General features: G+C 67.4%; 17 protein-coding genes. 12 read left to right on the forward strand and 5 right to left on the reverse strand.

The window, feature by feature from the left end:
• Positions 1-33 precede the first annotated feature (33 nt).
• Positions 34-1,533: a DUF1800 family protein gene (locus QZM15_RS13125; RefSeq protein ID WP_302106531.1), complete on the reverse strand. Its 1,500-nt coding sequence runs from the start codon at positions 1,531-1,533 to the stop codon at positions 34-36.
• A gap of 134 nt (positions 1,534-1,667) precedes the next feature.
• Complete coding sequence (locus QZM15_RS13130; protein WP_059585169.1) at positions 1,668-1,946, reverse strand: hypothetical protein; 279 nt, start codon at positions 1,944-1,946, stop codon at positions 1,668-1,670.
• Between the two features lie 267 nt (positions 1,947-2,213).
• Between QZM15_RS13130 and ompR the strand changes: the two genes are divergently transcribed.
• The 4 genes from ompR to QZM15_RS13150 all read left to right on the forward strand — a co-directional run bounded on the left by ompR (position 2,214) and on the right by QZM15_RS13150 (position 5,683).
• Positions 2,214-2,939 (forward strand): two-component system response regulator OmpR, encoded by a 726-nt coding sequence (gene ompR, locus QZM15_RS13135; RefSeq protein ID WP_004199523.1) that lies wholly within the window; start codon positions 2,214-2,216, stop codon positions 2,937-2,939.
• Between the two features lie 40 nt (positions 2,940-2,979).
• On the forward strand, positions 2,980-4,341 hold the full coding sequence (locus QZM15_RS13140; RefSeq protein ID WP_059585168.1) for an ATP-binding protein: 1,362 nt from the start codon (positions 2,980-2,982) through the stop codon (positions 4,339-4,341).
• A 189-nt stretch (positions 4,342-4,530) separates the two neighbouring features.
• A complete protein-coding gene (locus QZM15_RS13145; protein WP_034207560.1) occupies positions 4,531-5,079 on the forward strand; it encodes a peroxiredoxin in 549 nt (182 codons plus the stop codon).
• A 76-nt stretch (positions 5,080-5,155) separates the two neighbouring features.
• Positions 5,156-5,683: a carboxymuconolactone decarboxylase family protein gene (locus QZM15_RS13150; protein ID WP_302106532.1), complete on the forward strand. Its 528-nt coding sequence runs from the start codon at positions 5,156-5,158 to the stop codon at positions 5,681-5,683.
• Between the two features lie 132 nt (positions 5,684-5,815).
• On the opposite strand, the gene ispF is transcribed toward QZM15_RS13150, so the two are convergent.
• Positions 5,816-6,301 carry a 2-C-methyl-D-erythritol 2,4-cyclodiphosphate synthase gene (ispF, locus tag QZM15_RS13155; protein ID WP_059585167.1) on the reverse strand — a complete coding sequence of 162 codons (486 nt, stop codon included), beginning with the start codon at positions 6,299-6,301 and terminating at the stop codon, positions 5,816-5,818.
• Between the two features lie 27 nt (positions 6,302-6,328).
• Positions 6,329-7,039, reverse strand: coding sequence for a 2-C-methyl-D-erythritol 4-phosphate cytidylyltransferase (gene ispD, locus QZM15_RS13160; protein ID WP_059585166.1), 711 nt, complete (start codon positions 7,037-7,039; stop codon positions 6,329-6,331).
• 107 nt (positions 7,040-7,146) lie between these two features.
• Here ispD and mfd point away from each other — a divergent pair, with 107 nt between their 5' ends.
• From mfd to QZM15_RS13180, 4 genes are all read left to right on the forward strand, one after another.
• Positions 7,147-10,617: a transcription-repair coupling factor gene (mfd, locus tag QZM15_RS13165; RefSeq protein ID WP_059585165.1), complete on the forward strand. Its 3,471-nt coding sequence runs from the start codon at positions 7,147-7,149 to the stop codon at positions 10,615-10,617.
• A 126-nt stretch (positions 10,618-10,743) separates the two neighbouring features.
• Positions 10,744-11,964: an acetylornithine deacetylase gene (gene argE / locus QZM15_RS13170; protein WP_302106533.1), complete on the forward strand. Its 1,221-nt coding sequence runs from the start codon at positions 10,744-10,746 to the stop codon at positions 11,962-11,964.
• A gap of 60 nt (positions 11,965-12,024) precedes the next feature.
• Positions 12,025-13,044, forward strand: a complete 1,020-nt coding sequence (locus tag QZM15_RS13175) for a threonine/serine dehydratase (RefSeq protein WP_124658588.1) — start codon at positions 12,025-12,027, stop codon at positions 13,042-13,044.
• A 145-nt stretch (positions 13,045-13,189) separates the two neighbouring features.
• The gene (locus tag QZM15_RS13180) at positions 13,190-13,624 is read left to right on the forward strand and encodes a DUF3574 domain-containing protein (protein WP_059585162.1); all 435 of its coding nucleotides are present in this window, start codon (positions 13,190-13,192) and stop codon (positions 13,622-13,624) included.
• Positions 13,625-13,708: 84 nt separating this feature from the next.
• Here QZM15_RS13180 and QZM15_RS13185 read toward each other — a convergent pair whose 3' ends face one another.
• The gene (locus QZM15_RS13185; protein ID WP_226225140.1) at positions 13,709-16,231 is read right to left on the reverse strand and encodes a penicillin-binding protein 1A; all 2,523 of its coding nucleotides are present in this window, start codon (positions 16,229-16,231) and stop codon (positions 13,709-13,711) included.
• Positions 16,232-16,707: 476 nt separating this feature from the next.
• Between QZM15_RS13185 and QZM15_RS13190 the strand changes: the two genes are divergently transcribed.
• The 4 genes from QZM15_RS13190 (at position 16,708) to QZM15_RS13205 (ending at position 20,110) form a co-directional block, all read left to right on the forward strand.
• The gene (locus QZM15_RS13190; protein ID WP_059585160.1) at positions 16,708-17,388 is read left to right on the forward strand and encodes a PspA/IM30 family protein; all 681 of its coding nucleotides are present in this window, start codon (positions 16,708-16,710) and stop codon (positions 17,386-17,388) included.
• 91 nt (positions 17,389-17,479) lie between these two features.
• Entirely contained in the window at positions 17,480-18,661 is a 1,182-nt protein-coding gene (locus QZM15_RS13195; RefSeq protein WP_302106534.1) for a tetratricopeptide repeat protein, read from the forward strand.
• A 237-nt stretch (positions 18,662-18,898) separates the two neighbouring features.
• Positions 18,899-19,330: a large conductance mechanosensitive channel protein MscL gene (mscL, locus tag QZM15_RS13200; protein ID WP_059585158.1), complete on the forward strand. Its 432-nt coding sequence runs from the start codon at positions 18,899-18,901 to the stop codon at positions 19,328-19,330.
• A gap of 333 nt (positions 19,331-19,663) precedes the next feature.
• Positions 19,664-20,110 (forward strand): hypothetical protein, encoded by a 447-nt coding sequence (locus QZM15_RS13205; protein WP_006488003.1) that lies wholly within the window; start codon positions 19,664-19,666, stop codon positions 20,108-20,110.
• Positions 20,111-20,176 lie beyond the last annotated feature (66 nt).

The raw sequence follows: 20,176 nt of genomic DNA on the forward strand, positions 1-20,176 counted from the left end.
CCGCGGCGGCTGCCCGCTTCGTCATCGTTCGCATCATTTCAGTTGATAGGCCGGATCCATCAGCAGCGCCTCGAGATACGCGCCGCCGGTCGAATCCGTGTCGATCGCGGCGACCGGCGAGAGTTGCAGCACCGCATGCTGCAACTGCAGCTCGGTCGACAATCCCGCGATCGCCTGCGGCCGCGCACGATACTGGGCCAGCCAGCGCTCGAGATCGAACCGCAGGCCGCTGCGCGCCGGCTTCGCGGGCGTGCCGCGCATACCGGCCGACGCCGCGTCGGCCACCGGCATCGCCTGTGCCCGCGCGTTCGGCGGCGCCGGAACCGCACGGGCCGGCGGCCGCATGCCGGCCGTCTCGGTCGCGCGGAACAGTTGCTCGACGAACTGCTTGCGCGACAGCAGCGTGGTGCTGTTGATCCACAGCGCGCCGCCCGGCCAGCCCTTCACGTTCGGCGGATAGAACAGGTTCTGCCCGAGCGTGCGCACGGTGTTCGCGAGCATCTGCGGATCGCCGTACGCGACGTCGAACAGCCGCACCGAGCCGACGACGAATTCCACCGGCGACTTGACGAGCACGCCGCGGTTGCGCGGATCCCAGAACGCGTCGGTCGACCACAGCGCGGCGAGCGCCGCGCGAATGTCGTAGCCGCTCGCGCGAAACCGGTCGGCCACCGCATCGAGCGCACCCGGCTCCGGCGTATCGGACACGAACTCGCGCCACAGCTTGCCGGCGATGAAGCGCGCGGTGTCCGGCCGCTTCAGCAGGATGTCGAGAAAGCCGTCGCCGTCGAACGGCCCGGTTTCGCCGAGGATCGTCTTGTCGCCGGCATCGTGCCAGTCGGGCCGCACCGCGAAGCGCAGCGTGTCGGGATCGACCGTCCAGCCCGTCATCGCGCGCGCGGCTTCGGTCACGTCGTGTTGCGTGTAGTGCCCTTCGCCGAGCGTGAACAGCTCCATCACCTCGCGCGCGAAATTCTCGTTCGGCCGCCCCTTGCGATTGCTCGCGCCGTCGAGATACTGCAGCATCGCCGGATCCTTCGCGACCGCGTGCAGCAGCGTGCCGAAATTGCCGAGCGCCTCGCGGCGAAACAGCGCGTTCTGCGCGGCCATCGTCTGCGGGTAAGGCACCTTGTCCTGCCCCGACGTGAAGTGCCCGTGCCAGAACAGCGTCATGCGCTCGGTGAGCGGCGACGGCGTCGCGACCATCTCGTTGATCCAGGTCGCCCGCAACGCATCGTAGCGGCGATTGCGCTCGCGCTGCTCGTCGCGCCGCATGTCGGGCGTGAGCGCCTGGCGCTGCGCGCGCGTCGGCGGCGGCTCGGCGAGCCAGTCGGGCCACGTCGTGACGGGCTCGCGTCGCGCATTGCCGAGCGTGTCGGCCACGACCTGCGCACGCGTCATGCCGACGATGCGCGCGACCTCGGCGGGTGCGGGAGAGAAACCGGTGCGGCTGAGGAAAAACAGCGCGTCGTCGGCATCGAGCGGCGACTGCATGGCAGGCGACGGCGCCGGTGCGGCAGCGTTCGCTTTCATCGTCATGGACTCCCGGAACGCACCGGCGGTGCGGATGCCCGTACAACGGCATTCGGCGGCCGAAAGTTGACGGAAAAAGTGCTACGAATTCTTTCCGCGCGGGCATTTCCGCGCAGGAAAAACGACGGCACGCATCAGCGCTTGTACAGCTCGCGAACGGCGTCTTCGATGTGTTGGCGCAACAGGTGCCGCTCTTCGGGCGTCATGTGCCCGTCGCGGCGGCGCTGTTCGAGATCGGGAGGCACGGCGGAACGGGCCGTCATGTCGGCGGCGCGATCGGGTTGCGACGCTTTGCCGCGCGGCAGCTTGCGCGACGGTGCGCCCTGCTCGGGGCGCTGCGCATACGCGAAGTTCGACGCATACGGACCGGCAAGCGCGATCGTCAGCATCAGTGCAATCCGGGCAGATCGCATGACCGTCCTCGCTTCTTTGGTCGATTTGTTCCCTTCGTCACGCGGCAACCGGCTACCTCTGGTACTTGAAAAACCCTGCGGAATTCGGGTGTGCAAAGATGAAAGATGGAGTGCAGGGGAGTATCTACCGAATTTCGGCTTCGAGTAAAGGAATCTATATAGCCTGCCTTTACTCGGCGCGACACTACGGGTAAATTTTGTAACCGACTGTAACGCACGAAAATACGCGGCCGTGCGTCAATTCCCATTCGCGATAAGATGCCGATCATGGAAACGAAAAACCCCTCCAAGATTCTCGTCGTCGACGACGACCCTCGCCTGCGCGATCTGCTGCGCCGCTACCTCGGCGAGCAGGGTTTCAACGTCTACGTCGCGGAAAACGCGACCGCGATGAACAAGCTCTGGGTACGCGAGCGTTTCGACCTGCTCGTGCTCGACCTGATGCTGCCCGGCGAAGACGGCCTGTCGATCTGCCGCCGCCTGCGCGGCAGCAACGACCGCACGCCGATCATCATGCTCACAGCGAAGGGCGAAGACGTCGATCGCATCGTCGGCCTCGAGATGGGCGCCGACGATTACCTGCCGAAGCCGTTCAACCCGCGCGAGCTGGTCGCGCGCATTCACGCGGTGCTGCGCCGCCAGGCGCCGGCCGAACTGCCGGGCGCGCCGTCGGAAACCACCGAGGTGTTCGAGTTCGGCGAATTCTCGCTGAACCTCGCCACGCGCACGCTGACGAAGTCCGGCCAGGAAATTCCGCTGACCACCGGCGAATTCTCGGTGCTGAAAGTCTTCGCGCGTCATCCGCGCCAGCCGCTGTCGCGCGAAAAGCTGATGGAGCTCGCGCGCGGCCGCGAATACGAAGTGTTCGACCGCAGCCTCGACGTGCAGATCTCGCGCCTGCGCAAGCTGATCGAACCGGATCCGGGCAGCCCGCGCTTCATCCAGACCGTCTGGGGCCTCGGCTACGTGTTCATCCCGGACGGCGCCGCCTGAGTTTTTTCTTCCCGGTTTCGCCCCGCCCACGGCCCGTCCCATGCGTATCGACCGGCGCCTTCTGCAGCTCGCGTTCGGCGGGCTGTTCTGGCGCACCTTCCTGCTGATCGCGCTGCTGATCTCGGTCAGTCTCGCCGCGTGGTTCCAGAGTTTTCGCGTGATCGAGCGCGAGCCGCGTGCGCAGCGCGTCGCGCTCCAGCTCGTCGCGGTCGTGAAGCTCACGCGCACCGCCCTGCTCTATTCCGATCCCGACTTGCGGCGCGCGCTGCTGCAGGATCTCGAGAGCAACGAGGGCGTGCGCGTGTACCCGCGCGAGAAAACCGACAAGTTCAAGCTGCAGCCCGACGAATCGCTGAACCGCCTGATCGAGCACGACATCCGCAGCCGCCTCGGCGACGATACCGTGATCGCGCAGTCGGTCAACGACATTCCCGGCGTATGGATCAGCTTCAAGATCGACGACGACGATTACTGGGTCGCGCTCGACCGCGACCAGCTCGACAACGTCACGGGCCTGCAGTGGGCCGGCTGGGGGCTGTTCGCGCTCGCGCTGTCGCTGTTCGGCTCCGCGTTCATCACGAGCCTCGTGAACCGGCCGTTCTCGCGGCTCGCGCTCGCCGCGCGCCAGGTCGGTTCGGGCCAGGCGCCCGAGCCGCTGCCCGAGCGCGGGATGGGCGTCGCGGCCGAAACCAACCGGAGCTTCAACCAGATGGTGCGCGACCTCGAACAGCTCGAGGCCGATCGCGCGCTGATGCTCGCGGGCATCTCGCACGACCTGCGCACGCCGCTCGCGCGGCTGCGGCTCGAAACCGAGATGAGCCCGTCCGATCAGGCGACGAAGGATGCGATGGTCGACGACATCGAGCAGATGGACCGCATCATCGCGGCCTTCATCGACTACGCACGCCCGTCGCAGCGCAAGCCGGAACCGGTCGACCTGTCGTCGATCGCGCACGAAGTCGCCGCGCGCGTGTCGGGCGAGGACGGCGTCGAGATCCGCACGCGGCTCGCGCCGAGCGCGATCATCGAAGCCGACGAGACCGACATGCGTCGCGTGATCGGCAACCTCGTCGAGAACGCGCGCAAGTACGGCCAGAGCAAGCAGGACGGCATCTCGCGCATCACGCTCGAGACGCGCGTGTCGCATGCGCGTGTCGAACTGGCGGTGAGCGACGAAGGCCCCGGCATCCCCGAGGATCAACTGCCGCTCGTGATGCGGCCGTTCTACCGCGTCGACACCGCGCGCACCAAGGCGGACGGCACGGGCCTCGGGATGGCGATCGTGCTGCGGCTCGTCAGCCGTTATCGCGGCGCGCTGCGCCTGCGCAACCGCCACCCCGAAGCGGGCCTGGAAGTCACGCTCGAGTTCCCGGGCGCCGGCAAGGCGCGTGCGACCGCGTGACACGCTCGCGCACGCATCTTGCGCGTCACACTATCGGCCCGGTTGATAAAAGCTATGAGGGTAGTTAGTCAAAATCTATTGAAGTGCCTTATTAATAGTGTTATAGTCCTCAGCATGCTGTCACATCATCGTTGCAGCACCGAGGTAGCTTGACTCAGTCTTCTTCCCAACTCACACAGGAGTATCCGCATGAAAACCGTGGGCGATAAACTCGAAGCATTCACCGTCGTAGCCGCGAAGCCGGGCTTCAACAATCATGAGGAAAACGGCCAGTCGGCGTTCGAGACGATCACCGAAGCGTCGTTCCCGGGCAAGTGGAAGATCATCTACTTCTATCCGAAGGATTTCACGTTCGTGTGCCCGACGGAAATCGTCGAATTCGCGAAGCTCACGAAGCAGTTCGAAGAGCGCGACGCCGTCCTGCTCGGCGGCAGCTCGGACAACGAATTCGTCAAGCTCGCATGGCGCCGTGAGCACAAGGATCTCGACAAGCTGAACCACTACTCGTTCGGCGACGTCAAGGGCGAACTGATCGACCAGCTCGGCGTGCGCGACAAGGAAGCCGGCGTGGCCCTGCGCGCGACGTTCATCGTCGATCCGGACAACACGATCCAGCACGTTTCGGTGAACAACCTGAACGTCGGCCGCAGCCCGGAAGAAGTCCTGCGTATTCTGGACGGCCTGCAAACGGACGAACTGTGCCCGTGCAACCGTGCAGTCGGCGGCGCAACGCTGTAAGCGCATCGATGCACGAAGCCCGCGGCGCACGTCCTGCCTGCGGGCTTTTTTAACGGCCAACCCATAGGAGATATCAATGGAATTCATCGACTCGATTAAGGCGCGTATCCCCGACTACGCGAAGGACATTCGCCTGAACCTCGACGGCACGATCTCGCGCTCGTCCCTCGAAGGCACCGACGCGGTCGGCGTGGCGCTGGTGGCGGCCATCGCGGCGAAGAGCACGGTGCTCGTGAAGACGATCCGCGAAGCCGGCGTGCTGTCGCCCGAAGAGACGAACGCCGTGCTGACGGCGGCCGCGCTGATGGGGATGAACAACACGTGGTATCCGTATGTCGAGATGGCCGACGACGCCGACCTGAAGACGCAGCGCGCCGAATTGCGGATGGGTGCGTATGCGACGCACGGCGGCGTCGACAAGCGCAAGTTCGAGATGTACGCGCTTGCCGCGTCGATCGTCGGCAAGTGCCACTTCTGCGTGAAGTCGCACTATGCGCTGCTGAAGAACGAGCAAGGGATGACCGTCACGCAACTGCGCGACGTCGGCCGCATCGCGTCGGTGATCAACGCCGCCGCGCAGGTGATCGCCGCCGAAGGCGAATGAGCGAATGAGCGGTTGCGCGGCGCTCGCCATACGCGGCGCCCGCTTCCAACGAAAATGCCACGCATGCGCGTGGCATTTTTCATTTCGGCGGCGCGGCGTGCGGCGCGAACCGCACGCCGCCACGGCCGGACGTCAGCCGCCCTGCTTCACCAGCAGCGCGGCGGCCTGCGCCTCGATCCCCTCGCCGCGGCCGAGATAGCCGAGCTTCTCGTTGGTCTTCGCCTTCACGTTCACGCGCTCGAGCGGCAGCCCGAGATCCGCGGCGATGTTCGCGCGCATCCCGTCGATATGCGGCGCGAGCTTCGGCGCCTGCGCGATCACGGTGCTGTCGACGTTCTGGATCGCGAAGCCGGCCGCCTTCACGCGCTCGGCGCACGCGCGCAGCAGCACGCGGCTGTCGGCGCCCTTGAACGCCGCGTCGGTGTCGGAGAAATGGCGGCCGATGTCGCCGAGCGCCGCCGCGCCGAACAGCGCGTCGGTGATCGCGTGCAGCAGCACGTCCGCGTCCGAGTGGCCGAGCAGGCCGCGCTCGTACGGAATCGTCACGCCGCCGATGATGAGGGGGCGTCCTTCGACGAGCTGGTGCACGTCGTAGCCTTGTCCGATTCTGAAATCCATGCGTGTTCCGATTGAGAGGAGTGAAAGTCAGGAAGCGTTTTCGGGGCGCGCGAGGATCGCCTCCGCGAGCGCGAAATCTTCCGGGTACGTGACCTTGAAGTTGCGCAGGCTGCCCTGCACGACGCGCGGCGTATGGCCGGCCCATTCGATCGCGCTCGCTTCGTCGGTCAGGTCGTGCCCTTCGCGCTGCGCGCGCAGGATCGCTTCGCGCAGCATGCCGATACGGAACATCTGCGGCGTCTGCGCCTGCCACAGCGCGTCGCGCGGCTCCGTGCGCGCGATCGCGTCGCCGCCGGCCGGCACGCGCTTGAGCGTATCGGCCACCGGCAGCGCGACGATCCCGCCGACCGGGTCATCCTTCAGCGTCGCGACGAGCGTGCGGATCAGCGCCGGCGTGATGCCCGGGCGCGCGGCGTCGTGCACGAGCACCCAGTCGTGGTCGGTCGCGCCGAATTCCGCCAGCTCCAGCAGCCCGTTGAGCACCGACGCCTGCCGCGAGCCGCCGCCGCAGCGACGCACCGCGAAGCGCAGGCCCGCGAAGCGGCGCGCGTCGAAATGGGTATCGTCGGGCGCGAGCACGACGAGCGTCTGCGCGAACTCGCTGCACGCGTCGAACGCGGCGAGCGTGTAGTGCAGCAGCGCGCGGCCGGCCAGCGTGCGGTATTGCTTCGGCACGGCCGAACCGGAACGGCTGCCCGTGCCGGCACAGGGAATCAGGGCGAAAAGTCGGGGAGTCACGAAGGGAAACGCCGGAAAGGTGAAATCGAGAAGCGGATTTTATAATAGGTCTTTCGTCTCGACCGGCGCACCGCGATGCGCCCGTGCACGCCACCCCTGTCGTCCCTATGCCAGATAACGCTTCCACCCCGTCCGCTTCACCCGTTGCCCGCGTCAAGCCCGGCCAGCGTTTCGCCTTCGACGGCGCGCACGGCTCCGCCGACGCGCTCGCCATCGCCCGTTATCTCGCCGACAACCGCCAGGACGTGCCGCTCCTCGCGGTGATCTGCGCGAACGCGGTCGACGCGCAGCGGCTGTCGCAGGAAATCCACTACTTCTCGCCCGACGCGCGCGTGCGCCTGCTGCCCGACTGGGAAACGCTGCCGTACGACACGTTCTCGCCGCACCAGGACCTCGTGTCCGAGCGGCTGGCGACGCTGCACGACCTCGGCGAGGGCCGCTGCGACATCCTGCTGGTGCCCGCGACCACCGCGCTGTACCGGATGCCGCCCGCGTCGTTCATGGCCGCGTACACGTTCGCGTTCGCGCAGGGCGAGCGGCTCGACGAGGCTAAGCTGAAATCGCAGCTCACGCTGGCCGGCTACGAGCACGTGAGCCAGGTCGTGCGGCCCGGCGAATACTGCGTGCGCGGCTCGCTGATCGACCTGTACCCGATGGGTTCGCCGCTGCCGTACCGGATCGACCTGTTCGACGACCAGGTCGACTCGATCCGCGCGTTCGACCCCGACACGCAGCGCAGCCTGTACCCGGTGCGCGACGTGCGCCTGCTGCCCGGCCGCGAGTTCCCGTTCGACGAGGCCGCGCGCACGGCCTTCCGCAGCCGCTGGCGCGAAACCTTCGAGGGCGACCCGAGCCGCGCGCCGATCTACAAGGACATCGGCAACGGCGTGCCGTCGGCCGGCATCGAGTATTACCTGCCGCTGTTCTTCGACGAGACGGCCACGCTGTTCCACTACCTGCCGCAGGACGCGCACCTCGTGTTCACCGGCGATCTCGAAGCGTCGATCCGCCGCTTCACGGCCGATACGAAGCAGCGTCACGCGTTCCTCGCGCACGATCGCGAGCGGCCGATTCTCGAGCCGCAGCGGCTGTTCCTGTCCGACGAGGATTTCTTCGCGTTCGCGAAGCCGTTCGCGCGCGTCGTGCTGCCCGCGCAGCCGGCCGGCGGCTGGGCGACCGCGCTGCCCGAGCTCACCGTCGACCGCCATGCGGAGGATCCGCTCGCGTCGCTGCGCACGTTCGTCGAATCGTCGGGCAAGCGCGTGCTGCTCACCGTCGAATCGGCCGGCCGTCGGGAAACGATCCTGCAACTGCTCGCGGAACATCACCTGCGGCCATCCTCGAACGACGATTTCGCGAGCTGGCTCGCGAGCGACGCGCGCTTCGCGCTCGGCGTCGCGCCGCTCGCGAACGGTTTCGCGGTGCCGGGCGAAGGTTACGCGATCGTCACCGAAACCGAGCTGTACGGCGCGCTCGGCCGCCGCGCGGGCCGCCGCCGGCAGGAACAGGCGAGCAACGTCGACGCGATGGTGCGCGACCTGTCCGAGCTGAAAGTGGGCGACCCGGTCGTGCACGCGCAGCACGGCATCGGCCGCTACATGGGCCTCGTGTCGATGGATCTCGGCGAAGGCGAGACCGAATTCCTGCACCTCGAATACTCGGGCGACAGCAAGCTCTACGTGCCCGTCGCGCAACTGCACGTGATCTCGCGCTACAGCGGCGCCGATCCCGACAGCGCACCGCTGCACGCACTCGGCTCCGGCCAGTGGGAGCGCGCCAAGCGCAAGGCCGCGCAGCAGATCCGCGACACGGCCGCCGAGCTGCTGAACCTGTACGCGCGCCGCGCGGCCCGCGAGGGCCACGCGTTCGCGCTCGACCCGCGCGACTACGTGAAATTCGCGGAAAGCTTCGGCTTCGAGGAAACGCCCGACCAGGCCGCGGCGATCGCGGCCGTGATCGGCGACATGACGAGCGGCAAGCCGATGGACCGCCTCGTGTGCGGCGACGTCGGCTTCGGCAAGACCGAGGTCGCGCTGCGCGCCGCGTTCATCGCGGTGATGGGCGGCAAGCAGGTCGCGCTGCTGTCGCCGACGACGCTGCTCGCCGAGCAGCACACGCAGACCTTCGCCGACCGCTTCGCGGACTGGCCGGTGCGCATCGTCGAGCTATCGCGCTTCAAGACCGCGAAGGAAGTGAACGCGGCGATCGCGCAGATCAACGAAGGCAGCGTCGACATCGTGATCGGCACGCACAAGCTGCTGTCGTCGGACGTGCAGTTCAAGCGCCTCGGCCTCGTGATCATCGACGAGGAGCACCGCTTCGGCGTGCGCCAGAAGGAAGCGCTGAAGGCGCTGCGCGCGGAAGTCGACGTGCTGACGCTCACCGCGACGCCGATCCCGCGTACGCTCGGCATGGCGCTCGAAGGGCTGCGCGATTTCTCGGTGATCGCGACCGCGCCGCAGAAGCGGCTCGCGATCAAGACCTTCGTGCGCCGCGAGGAAGAAAGCGTGATCCGCGAGGCGATGCTGCGCGAGCTGAAGCGCGGCGGCCAGGTGTACTTCCTGCACAACGAGGTCGAGACGATCGAGAACCGCAAGGCGATGCTCGAGGCGCTCGTGCCCGAGGCGCGCATCGTGATCGCGCACGGCCAGATGCACGAGCGCGAGCTCGAACGCGTGATGCGCGATTTCGTCGCGCAGCGCGCGAACGTGCTGCTGTGCACGACCATCATCGAGACTGGCATCGACGTGCCGAGCGCGAACACGATCATCATGCACCGCGCGGACAAGTTCGGCCTCGCGCAGCTTCACCAGTTGCGCGGCCGCGTCGGCCGCTCGCACCACCAGGCCTACGCGTACCTGCTGGTCAACGATCCGCAGTCGTTGACCAAGCAGGCGCAGCGCCGGCTGGAAGCGATTCAGCAGATGGAGGAACTGGGCTCGGGCTTCTATCTCGCGATGCACGACCTCGAGATCCGCGGCACCGGCGAGGTGCTCGGCGACAAGCAGTCGGGCGAAATCCACGAGATCGGCTTCCAGCTCTATACGGACATGCTGAACGACGCGGTGAAGGCGCTGAAGAACGGCAAGGAACCCGACCTCACCGCCCCGCTCGCCGCGACGACCGAAATCAACCTGCATGCGCCCGCGATCCTGCCGGCCGACTACTGCGCGGACGTGCAGGAGCGACTGTCGCTGTACAAGCGGCTCGCGAACTGCGAGCACGGCGACGCGATCGACGGCATCCAGGAGGAACTGATCGACCGCTTCGGCAAGCTGCCGCCGCAGGCGCACGCGCTCGTCGAGACGCACCGGCTGCGGATCGCCGCGAAGCCGCTCGGCATCGTGAAGATCGACGCGAGCGAGGCCGCGATCGGACTGCAGTTCGAGCCGAACCCGCCGATCGATCCGATGCGGATCATCGAGATGGTGCAGAAGCATCGCCACATCAAGCTCGCGGGCCAGGACAAGCTGCGCATCGAGACGCGCTCGCCCGACCTCGCGATCCGCGTGTCGACGATCAAGGAAACGCTGCGCGCGCTCGCCCCGAAACAGGGGGCGGCCGTCGCGGCCCGTTGATGCAGCGCCGACGCGGCGCCGATGCGATCCTGACGGGCGCGACGTTGCTGCACCGCATCGCGCCCGGCGAAGGCGGCCGGGCGCGTTTTTGAGTATGATTTCCTATTCATCAGACGGAGTTTTGCCATGTCCACTCCCGACGCGACGGCGCCGTCCGCCGCCACCGAAGGCGACGCATTGCTCGTCAGCCTGCCCTGGGTCAAGCAACTCGTGTCGATGGACACGACGAGCCGCGTGCCGAACCTCGGCCTGATCGAGACGGTGCGCGACGCGCTCGCCGCGAAGGGCATCGCGTCGACGATCACGCACGACCCGCGCGACGGCTGGGCGAACCTGTTTGCCACCGTGCCCGCGCACGACGGTTCGACGAACGGCGGCATCGTGCTGTCGGGCCATACCGACGTCGTGCCGGTCGACGGCCAGCAATGGGACAGCAACCCGTTCGCGCCGGAAATCCGCGACGGCCGCCTGTACGGCCGCGGCACCTGCGACATGAAGGGCTTCATCGGCGCGGCGCTCGCGCTGCTGCCCGAGATGCAGGCGACGAAGCTCGCGAAGCCGATCCATTTCGCGCTGTCCTACGACGAGGAAATCGGCTGCGCGGGCGCGCCGCTGATGATCGCGGATCTCGTGAAGCGCGGCGTGCAGCCGTCCGGCTGCATCGTCGGCGAGCCGACCAGCATGCGGCCGATCATCGCGCACAAGGGCATCAACGCGTACCGCTGCTGCGTGCGCGGCCACGCCGCGCATTCGTCGCTGACGCCGAAGGGGCTCAACGCGATCGAGTATGCGGCGCGCCTCATCTGCCACATCCGCGACATCGCCGAGCGCTTTCGCGCCGAAGGCCCGTTCGACGAACTGTACGACGTGCCGTTCACGACCGCGCAGACGAGCACGATCCAGGGCGGCAACGCGATCAACACCGTGCCGGCCGAGTGCCGCTTCGACTTCGAATTCCGCAACCTGCCGACGCTCGATCCCGAACAGATCTTCGCGCGCATCGAAGCCTACGCGCAGGAAACGCTGCTGCCGCAGATGCTGCGCGAGCATCCGGGCGCCGCGATCGAGTTCTCGAAGATCGCCGCGGCGCCCGGCCTCGACGCGACCGAACAGGCGGCGATCACGCAGCTCGTGCGCGCGCTGACGGCCGACCAGGACAAGCGCAAGGTCGCGTACGGCACCGAGGCCGGGCTGTTCGCCCGCGCGGGCATCCCGAGCGTCGTGTGCGGGCCCGGCAACATCGAGCAGGCGCACAAGCCGAACGAATATGTCGAGCTCGCGCAGCTCGCCGGCTGCGAGCAATTCCTGCGCAAGTTCATCCGCAGCATGTCGGTCGACGCGCACTGACTGCCTCCCGCCACGCCGGCCCGCGTGCGCGGGCCGGCCCACTCCGCCACCCGCCACGTCATGTCGACTGAACAACAGGGCACGGCCCATACGACGATCGACGGCGAGCCGATTCCGACGCTCGACGAGATTGCCGCGCAGCATTTCGCGTTGTCGCCGTGGGTCGCGCGCACGCCCGTATTCGAGCGCGCCGACCTGCCCTCCCTCGAAGGCACGCACGTCAACTTCAAGTTCGAGCTGCTGCAGGCGAGCGGCAGCTTCAAGGCGCGCGGCGCGTTCACGCACGTGCTCGCGCTCGACGAAGCCCGCAAGAACGCGGGCGTCACCTGCGTGTCGGCCGGCAATCACGCGGCGGCCGTCGCGTACGCGGCGATGCGGCTCGGCAGCAGCGCGAAAGTCGTGATGTTCCATACCGCGAGCCCGACGCGCATCGCGCAGTGCAAGCAGTACCGCGCGGAAGTCGTGCTCGCGGGCAGCGCGTCGCAGGCATTCGACCTCGTGCGGCGCATCGAGGCCGAGGAAGGCCGCTTCTTCATTCATCCGTTCAACGGCTATCACACGATTCTCGGCACCGCGACGCTCGGCTACGAATGGGCGACGCAGACGCCGGACCTCGACGCGGTGATCGTGCCGATCGGCGGCGGCGGGCTCGCGGCCGGCATGGCGACCGCGCTGCGGCTCGCGAATCCGCGCGTGCACGTGTACGGCGTCGAGCCGGAAGGCGCCGACGCGATGAGCCGCAGCTTCGCGGCCAATCACACGATCAAGATGAGCGCGATGCAGTCGATCGCCGATTCGCTGATGGCGCCGCATACCGAGGAATACAGCTATCAGCTGTGCCGGCGCCATCTCGATCGCATCGTCACCGTCTCCGACGATGCACTGCGCGCCGCGATGCTGTTCCTGTTCTCGCACCTGAAACTGTCGGTGGAGCCGGCCTGCGCGGCCGCGCTCGCGGCGCTCCTCGGCCCGCTGCGCGAAACGCTGCAGGGCAAGCGCGTCGGCGTGCTGCTGTCGGGCACGAACACCGATCCCGCCACGCTCGGCATGCACCTCGCGCACGCGCAACTGCAGCACTGACCACGCGTCGTGCGTGCGCAAACCGACCCGGGGTTATCCCCAGATTATGTTGACAGCCCTGTTGATAACCCGCCGGACAAGCGCGCAAGTGGTTGAGCGGGCGGCGTTTTGCGCGCGCGAAGGTCGATCGTCACGAAATGGGCAGATGCGGCGGCTGGCCGCATGCGCTGCGGTGCTCGCCCTGCTCGCCGGTTGCGCGGCGCCACCCTCGTCCACCTCCCCCGCGCAATCTGCGTCCTGCGCGCGGCCGGGCGAAAGCCGCATGCTGCAGGCCGACCTGCTGTTCGGGCGCGACATCGCCGGGCGCGGCCCCGTCACCGATGCCGAACGCGCGGCATTCCTCGCCGACACGGTCACGCCACGCTTCGCCGACGGCCTCACGTACTGGGACACGCACGGCCAGTGGCGCGACCGCGCGAGCGGCGCGATCACGCGCGAAGACAGTTTCGTGATCCGTATCATCGCCGACGATACGCCCGACACGCGTACGCGGCTCGCCGCGATCCGGCAAGCGTACGTCGAGCGATTTCATCAGCAATCGGTCGGCATGACCGTCGTGCCGGCCTGCGCGTCGTTCTGATTCACCGTCTTTGCTGCCCGGCCGCACGCAAAAAAAACGGGCGCCCGAAGGCGCCCGTCGCATGCGCGGAGAACGGCGTATCGCTTACTTGCTCTCGAACATGTCCATGATCTGCTGCTTCTCCTGCGGCGTGACGGGCGGCGGCGCCAGCCCTGCCGCGCCGGCGGAACCGAGGGCGTCGTTCGCGCTGATCGCGTTCTCGGCCGGGTTGATGTCGACGTTCGCGACGAAGCCGTTGCCCGGCGTGCGATCGGCGTAGTACAGCTCGCCGTCGATCGTGGTCAGGCCGTCCGGCATCGGCATCTGCTGCTCGGGCACGCCGTTCAGCGCGGTGCGCATGTAGTTCACCCAGATCGGCAGCGCGAGCTGCGCGCCGAATTCGCGGCTGCCCAGGCTCTTCGGCTGGTCGAAGCCCATCCAAGCCACCGCGACGAGCGACTGCTGGTAGCCGGCGAACCAGCCATCCTTCGCATCGTTCGTCGTACCCGTCTTGCCCTGCAGGTCGTTGCGGCCCAGCGCGTTGGTGCCCGCGCCCGTGCCGGCCGTCGCGACCGAATGCAGCAGGCTGTTCATCACGTACGCGTTGCGGCCTTCGATCGTGCGCGGCGCCGTGCTGCCCGCGACCACCGGCTGCGACTTCTGCATCGGCTGGCCGCGCGCGTCGTCGACTTCGGCGATCAGGTACGGGTCGACCTTGTAGCCGCCGTTCGCGAACACCGCGTAGCCGGTCGCGAGCTGCAGCGGCGTCACGAGCCCCGCGCCGAGCGCCATCGGCAGGTACGGCGGCGTCTTCGCCGGATCGAAGCCGAAGCGCTGCGTCACGTACTGCTGCGCGTACTGCGTGCCGATCGACGCGAGGATCCGGATCGACACGAGGTTCTTCGAACGCTGCAGGCCGGTGCGCATCGTCATCGGGCCGTCCGGCTGGTCGTCGTCCTTCGGCTCCCACGCGGTGCCGCCCGGCACGCTCGGCGGGAAGTACAGCGGCGCGTCGTTGATCATCGTCGCCGGCCCGAGCCCCTTGTCGAGCGACGCCGAGTAGATGAACGGCTTGAACGACGAGCCCGGCTGCCGCCACGCCTGCGTCACGTGGTTGAACTTGCTCTTGTTGAAGTCGAAGCCGCCGACGAGCGAGCGGATCGCGCCGTCCTGCGGCGCGATCGCGACGAGCGCGCCTTCGACCTGCGGCAACTGCACGACCTGCCAGCCCGCCTTGCCGTCCTTCAGCACGCGCACGACCGAGCCCGGCTTGATGCGCAGCGCGTTGTTCGCGCGCGGGCCCAGCGCGGCCGACACGAAACGCAGCCCGGCCGGGCCGATCGTCGTGGTCGCCCCGCCGACGAACTGCACCTCGACCGCATTCGGCGACGCCGACAGCACGACCGCCGATTGCAGGTCGCCGTTGTCCGGGTGATCGGCGAGCGCGTCGTCGATCGCCTCGTCGCGCTCGTCGCCGGCCGCAGGCAGGTTGATCGACGCTTCGGGGCCGCGATAGCCGTGGCGGCGCTCGTAGTCGAGAATCCCGCGACGCACGGCCTGGTATGCGGCTTCCTGGTCAGCCGAATTGATCGTCGTCGTGACGGTCAGCCCGCGCGTGTAGGTTTCGTCCTTGTATTGCTCGTACATCATCTGCCGCACCATCTCGGCGACGTACTCGCCGTGCACCGCGTATTGATTGCCCGGCGTGCGCACGTGAATCTCTTCCTTGATCGCTGCGTCGTACTGCGGCTGCGTGATGTAGCCGATGTCGAGCATGCGCTTCAGGATGTATTCCTGACGCACCTTCGCGCGCTTCGGATTGACGACCGGGTTGTACGCGGACGGCGCCTTCGGCAGCCCCGCGAGCATCGCCGCTTCCGCGAGCGTGATGTCCTTCAGGTCCTTGCCGAAGTACACGCGCGCGGCGGCCGCGAAGCCGTACGAACGCTGGCCGAGATAGATCTGGTTCATGTACAGCTCGAGGATCTGGTCCTTCGTCAAGGCCTTCTCGATCTTGTACGCGAGCAGCATTTCGTAGATCTTGCGCGTGTAGGTCTTCTCGCTCGACAGGAAGAAGTTGCGCGCGACCTGCATCGTGATCGTACTCGCGCCCTGACGCGCGCCGCCGTGCATCAGGTCGGCCACGCCCGCGCGCAGGATGCCGAGGAAATCGACGCCGCCGTGCTCGTAGAAGCGGTAGTCCTCGATCGCGAGCACGGCCTTCTTCATCACGTCGGGAATGTCCTGGAAGCGCACGAGGCTGCGGCGCTCCTCGCCGAACTCGCCGATCAGCACGTGGTCGGCCGTGAACACGCGCAGCGGCACCTTCGGCTGGTAATTCGTCAGCGCATCGAGCGACGGCAGTTGCGGCGCCATCACGACGAGCGCGTAACCGACGATCAGCGCGCCGACCACCGCAAGCGTCGCGATGAGGCCGACGAACCACAGCGCGACGCGCGAGCCGAACGTGCGGCGGCGCCCTCCGCCTCCGCCACCGCGCTGCTGCGCACGGCGGCCGTCGTCGCGATCGTCGTCATCGGGGTAATAGGCTCCGGACGGCGAACGGCGCAGCGTGTAGTGGGGTTCGTTCCTGTCGGAAGAAGAAGGCGGTCGTTTGATAATTGGCATGTCGGAATGGCGGGCGGTCGTGGCGCCCTCGGACGCATGCGGAAATGCAAGCGGATGAATCAGAGTGGGTGCATCGAGATGCGGCTGTCACGTCGACAGACCCCGCCGCGCGGCGATCCGTTCCCGCGACGTGACAGCGCATTTTAATGAAATCGACCGGGGGCCTTCGCGATTTTTTGTAAAAATTCCCGCAATGGCGTGATTTGCGGCACGTATTGTCGGCATCCTCGGCCTATGATGGACACGCGACACGGCGCGTGCGCACGCGTTTCTTTCAGCCGCGAAAGGTTGGGCGTCCTGATGCACGAGCCGCTTGAACTCGCGCGTTTAAGCCGTATTTAAGTGAACCGGTGGTGTAATATCCGCCGGCTCACGCGGGCCGGAACCGTAGCGGGACCGAAGCGGGACCGTAGCGGGACCAGCTCGCAGCGGGCATTGCCGCGGTCACGCGGCGCCTTTCAACCACGGAGGATTTCATGTCGCTTTTCGACTCTATTTCGCGCACGATCAAAGGCCTGCTGAACGATGCGGCCGATTCGGTACAGGATCCGTCGCGCGACGCACGGCAGATCGTGCGGGAGCTCGACGACAGCATCGGCCGTGCCGAGAATTCGCTGATCGAAATCGAGGCACAGGTCGCCACCCAGCGCAGCAAGCGCGATGCGGCCGACGACAAGGTGAAGAAGTACGAGGACGGCGCGAAGCGTGCGCTGCAGGCCGGCGACGAAGCGCTCGCCCGCGAGGCGCTCGCCGCACAGTCCAACGCGGAAGCCGAGCGCGATGCGCTCGCGGCCGAACTGGCGACGCTCGAGCCGTCGGTCGACAAGCTGAAGGGGCAGATCGCCGACATGCGCCAGCGCCGCAACGACCTCAACGCGCGCTCGAACATCCTGCAGGCCAAGCAGGAAATCGCGCAGGCGAAGGACGTGGCCGCCAGCGCGCTGGGCGGCATCGGCGGCAAGAACCTGTCCGAGGATTTCCAGAAGCTCGAGGACAAGGTCGCGCTGCAGAATGCCCGCTCGGACGCGCGCCTCAATTCCGCCGACACGTCGAGCGGCAAGGCGCTCGAGGACAAGCTCGCCGCGTTGAACAAGGGCCCGTCGGTCGAAGATCGTCTCGCCGCGCTGAAGAAGCAGCTCGATACGCCCGCGCAGTAACCGCCGCCGCGAGCCCCCGCGTCGCGCCCCGGCCCGGGCGCGCGGCGCGAACCGATCGTCAGGAGACGGGCGCGTCGCGCCCGGTTCGACCATGAAGAAATCTCTCGCCGCACTCGGCCTCTCGCTGATGTTGCTGTCGTCCGCCGCGTTTGCGGTCCCGTCGCTGCAGCAGGTCGAGCAATCGATCGCGCAGCGCAACTGGCAGCAAGCCGACACGCAACTGTCGCAAGTCATCGACGCCCATCCGAACAACGCGCACGCGCGCTACCTGTATGCGCAGGTGCTGGACCGCGAAGGCCGCGCGTCCGACGCGCTCGCGCAACTGCAGCGCGCGAAATCGCTCGATCCGCAACTGAAGTTCACCGACGCGTCGCGCTTCGCGCAGACGGAGTCGCGCATTCGCGCCGATGCCGCGCGCGTGAGCGGCAACGCGCCGTCGGCCGCGCAGGCGGGCACCCTGCAGCCGGGGCTCGCTCCCGCCGTCGCGCCGGCCGAAAAACACGGCCCGTCGACCGGCATGTGGATCGGCCTCGGGCTGATCGTCGCCGTGATCGCGCTGGTGCTGCGCTGGACGCTGCAACGCGCGCGCACGGCCGACGACGGCCGCGCCGACGACGAACGCCGCACGCAGCTCAAGCGCGCGACCGACGTGCTGAACGACATCCGGCCGCTGAAGCTCGATGCGAAGCTGTCGACGGCGCCCGGCGCCGCGGCGCTGACCGGCGAGCTCGAAGCGATCGAGAACGACGCGCGCACGCTCGTCGAGACGCTCTCGAGCGGCAAGAATCCGGTGCCGCCGTATCGCGTCGATGAACTCGAACAGCGCCACGCCAGCGTGAAGGCGCGCGTCGAAGGCCGTCCCGACCCGGCGGCGCAGCCCGCGGCGCCGGCGAACGGCAGCGGCTCCGTGTACGCGCAGGAAGCCGACCGCATGACGGGCGCCCAGGGCCAGCCGTATCAGCAGCAGCCCTACCCGCCGCAACAGCCCTATCCGCAACAGCAGCCGCCCGTCGTGATTCAGCAAGGCGGCGGTTTCGGCGGCGGGATGGGCGGGCTCCTGACCGGCGTGCTGCTCGGCGAAGCGATGTCGGGCGGCCGCGAGCGCGTGGTCGAACGCGACGTGATCGTCGACGGCGAACGCCACCGGCAGGAGGCCGACCCGGGCTTCGACCTCGGCCGCGGCGACGATTCGAGCTGGAGCGACGGCAATGGTGGCGGTGGGGGCATGGACCTCGGCAGCAACGACGACGGTTGGACCGACGACAACACCTGAAGCACCGACGGCCAGGCGTCGACGTCCGTCTCGACGCCCGGCCGCGCACGCCGCGCGCTGCCGCATGGCCGCCCGCTGCCGACGCGCGGATTTGTCAATCATTTCAAGATGGACTACCGGCAATGGGGCACGTTCGCTATCATGCGGCCATCGGCGTGCCACCGACCCTCATTCGACGCAAGGCAATCCTGCGCGTCGCGGCACGCCTCCCCCGCCCCAAACAGGAGAAAGCCGCTCATGAGCATCATCAAGGAATTCAAGGAGTTCGCCGTCAAGGGCAACGTGATGGATCTCGCCGTCGGCGTGATCATCGGCGGCGCGTTCTCGAAGATCGTCGACTCGGTCGTGAAGGATCTCATCATGCCGGTCATCGGCGTGCTGACCGGCGGCCTGGATTTCTCGAACAAGTTCATTCTGCTCGGCACCATCCCCCCGTCGTTCAAGGGTAATCCCGATTCGTTCAAGGACCTGCAGGCCGCGGGCGTCGCCGCATTCGGCTACGGCTCGTTCATCACCGTGGCGATCAATTTCGTGATCCTCGCGTTCATCATTTTCCTGATGGTGAAATTCATCAACAAGCTGCGCAAGCCGGAAGAAGCCGCGCCGGCCGCGACGCCGGAAGACATCGTGCTGCTGCGCGAGATCCGCGATTCGCTCAAGCAGCGCTGATCGCGCCGCGTTTCGCGTGCCAGGCCCGCCCCGTGCGGGCCTTTTTATTGCGCATGCGATGCACCGCCGCATGCGGCCCATCTCACTTTTTTGTGACGGGCGAATGCACGCGCGGGAAAAGCAGGTCTATGATGGAGACTAAACGACAGTACGGGCGCCAAGACGCTGGCTGTGTCGATCATGGCGAGCAGGTCGACGGGAGACATTGATCGTCGTACTGCACGAATGCAGCATTTTCGTGTGCTATAAAGGATCGACATGCGGCGTACATAGCCGGGAGTGGGTCGCATGAAAGTGCCGCATTTCTTGCAATTGTTTTTGAGGCGAGTGTTTATGTCCTTCCCGAAAAAACGTCGGCGTGCGCCGCAGGATGGCCAGGAGTCGTTCCTCGCGGTCTTGCGCCACTCGAAGCCGTTTGCCCAGCTCGACACCAAGATTGCCCGCGCCCGCGCGCAGGACGAGCCCGTCCTCTATGCGCACGTGCTGCCCGGCCTCGACGTGCTCCTGTGCAGCGTGCGCGGCGCGCAGCCGCCCTATCCGGCCATCGCCGAGCTGCGCAAGCGCTGCATCGAATCGATCGCCAACGCGCTCGAGCAACCGCTCGACGGCCTCGAGAACGGTGGTTACTGGTACGAAGCGAACGGCTTCGGCTTCCTCGTGTTCGCCAGCCGCGCGCGTGCGCGCATCCTGCCCGAGTTTGGTGCGGGCACGAAAGCGAGCCTGCGCGGCGGCCTCGGCCGCCAGAACGCCGGCGATACGACACCCCGCTCGCTCGGCTGATCCCCCAGTCATTCGATGGGCCGCCTCCGGGCGGCCCATCTGCCATTCACACGCCCTGCTTGCCCG

The sequence above is a fragment of the Burkholderia sp. AU44665 genome (assembly GCF_030504405.1).
GTDB classification, from domain to species: Bacteria; Pseudomonadota; Gammaproteobacteria; order Burkholderiales; family Burkholderiaceae; genus Burkholderia; species Burkholderia semiarida.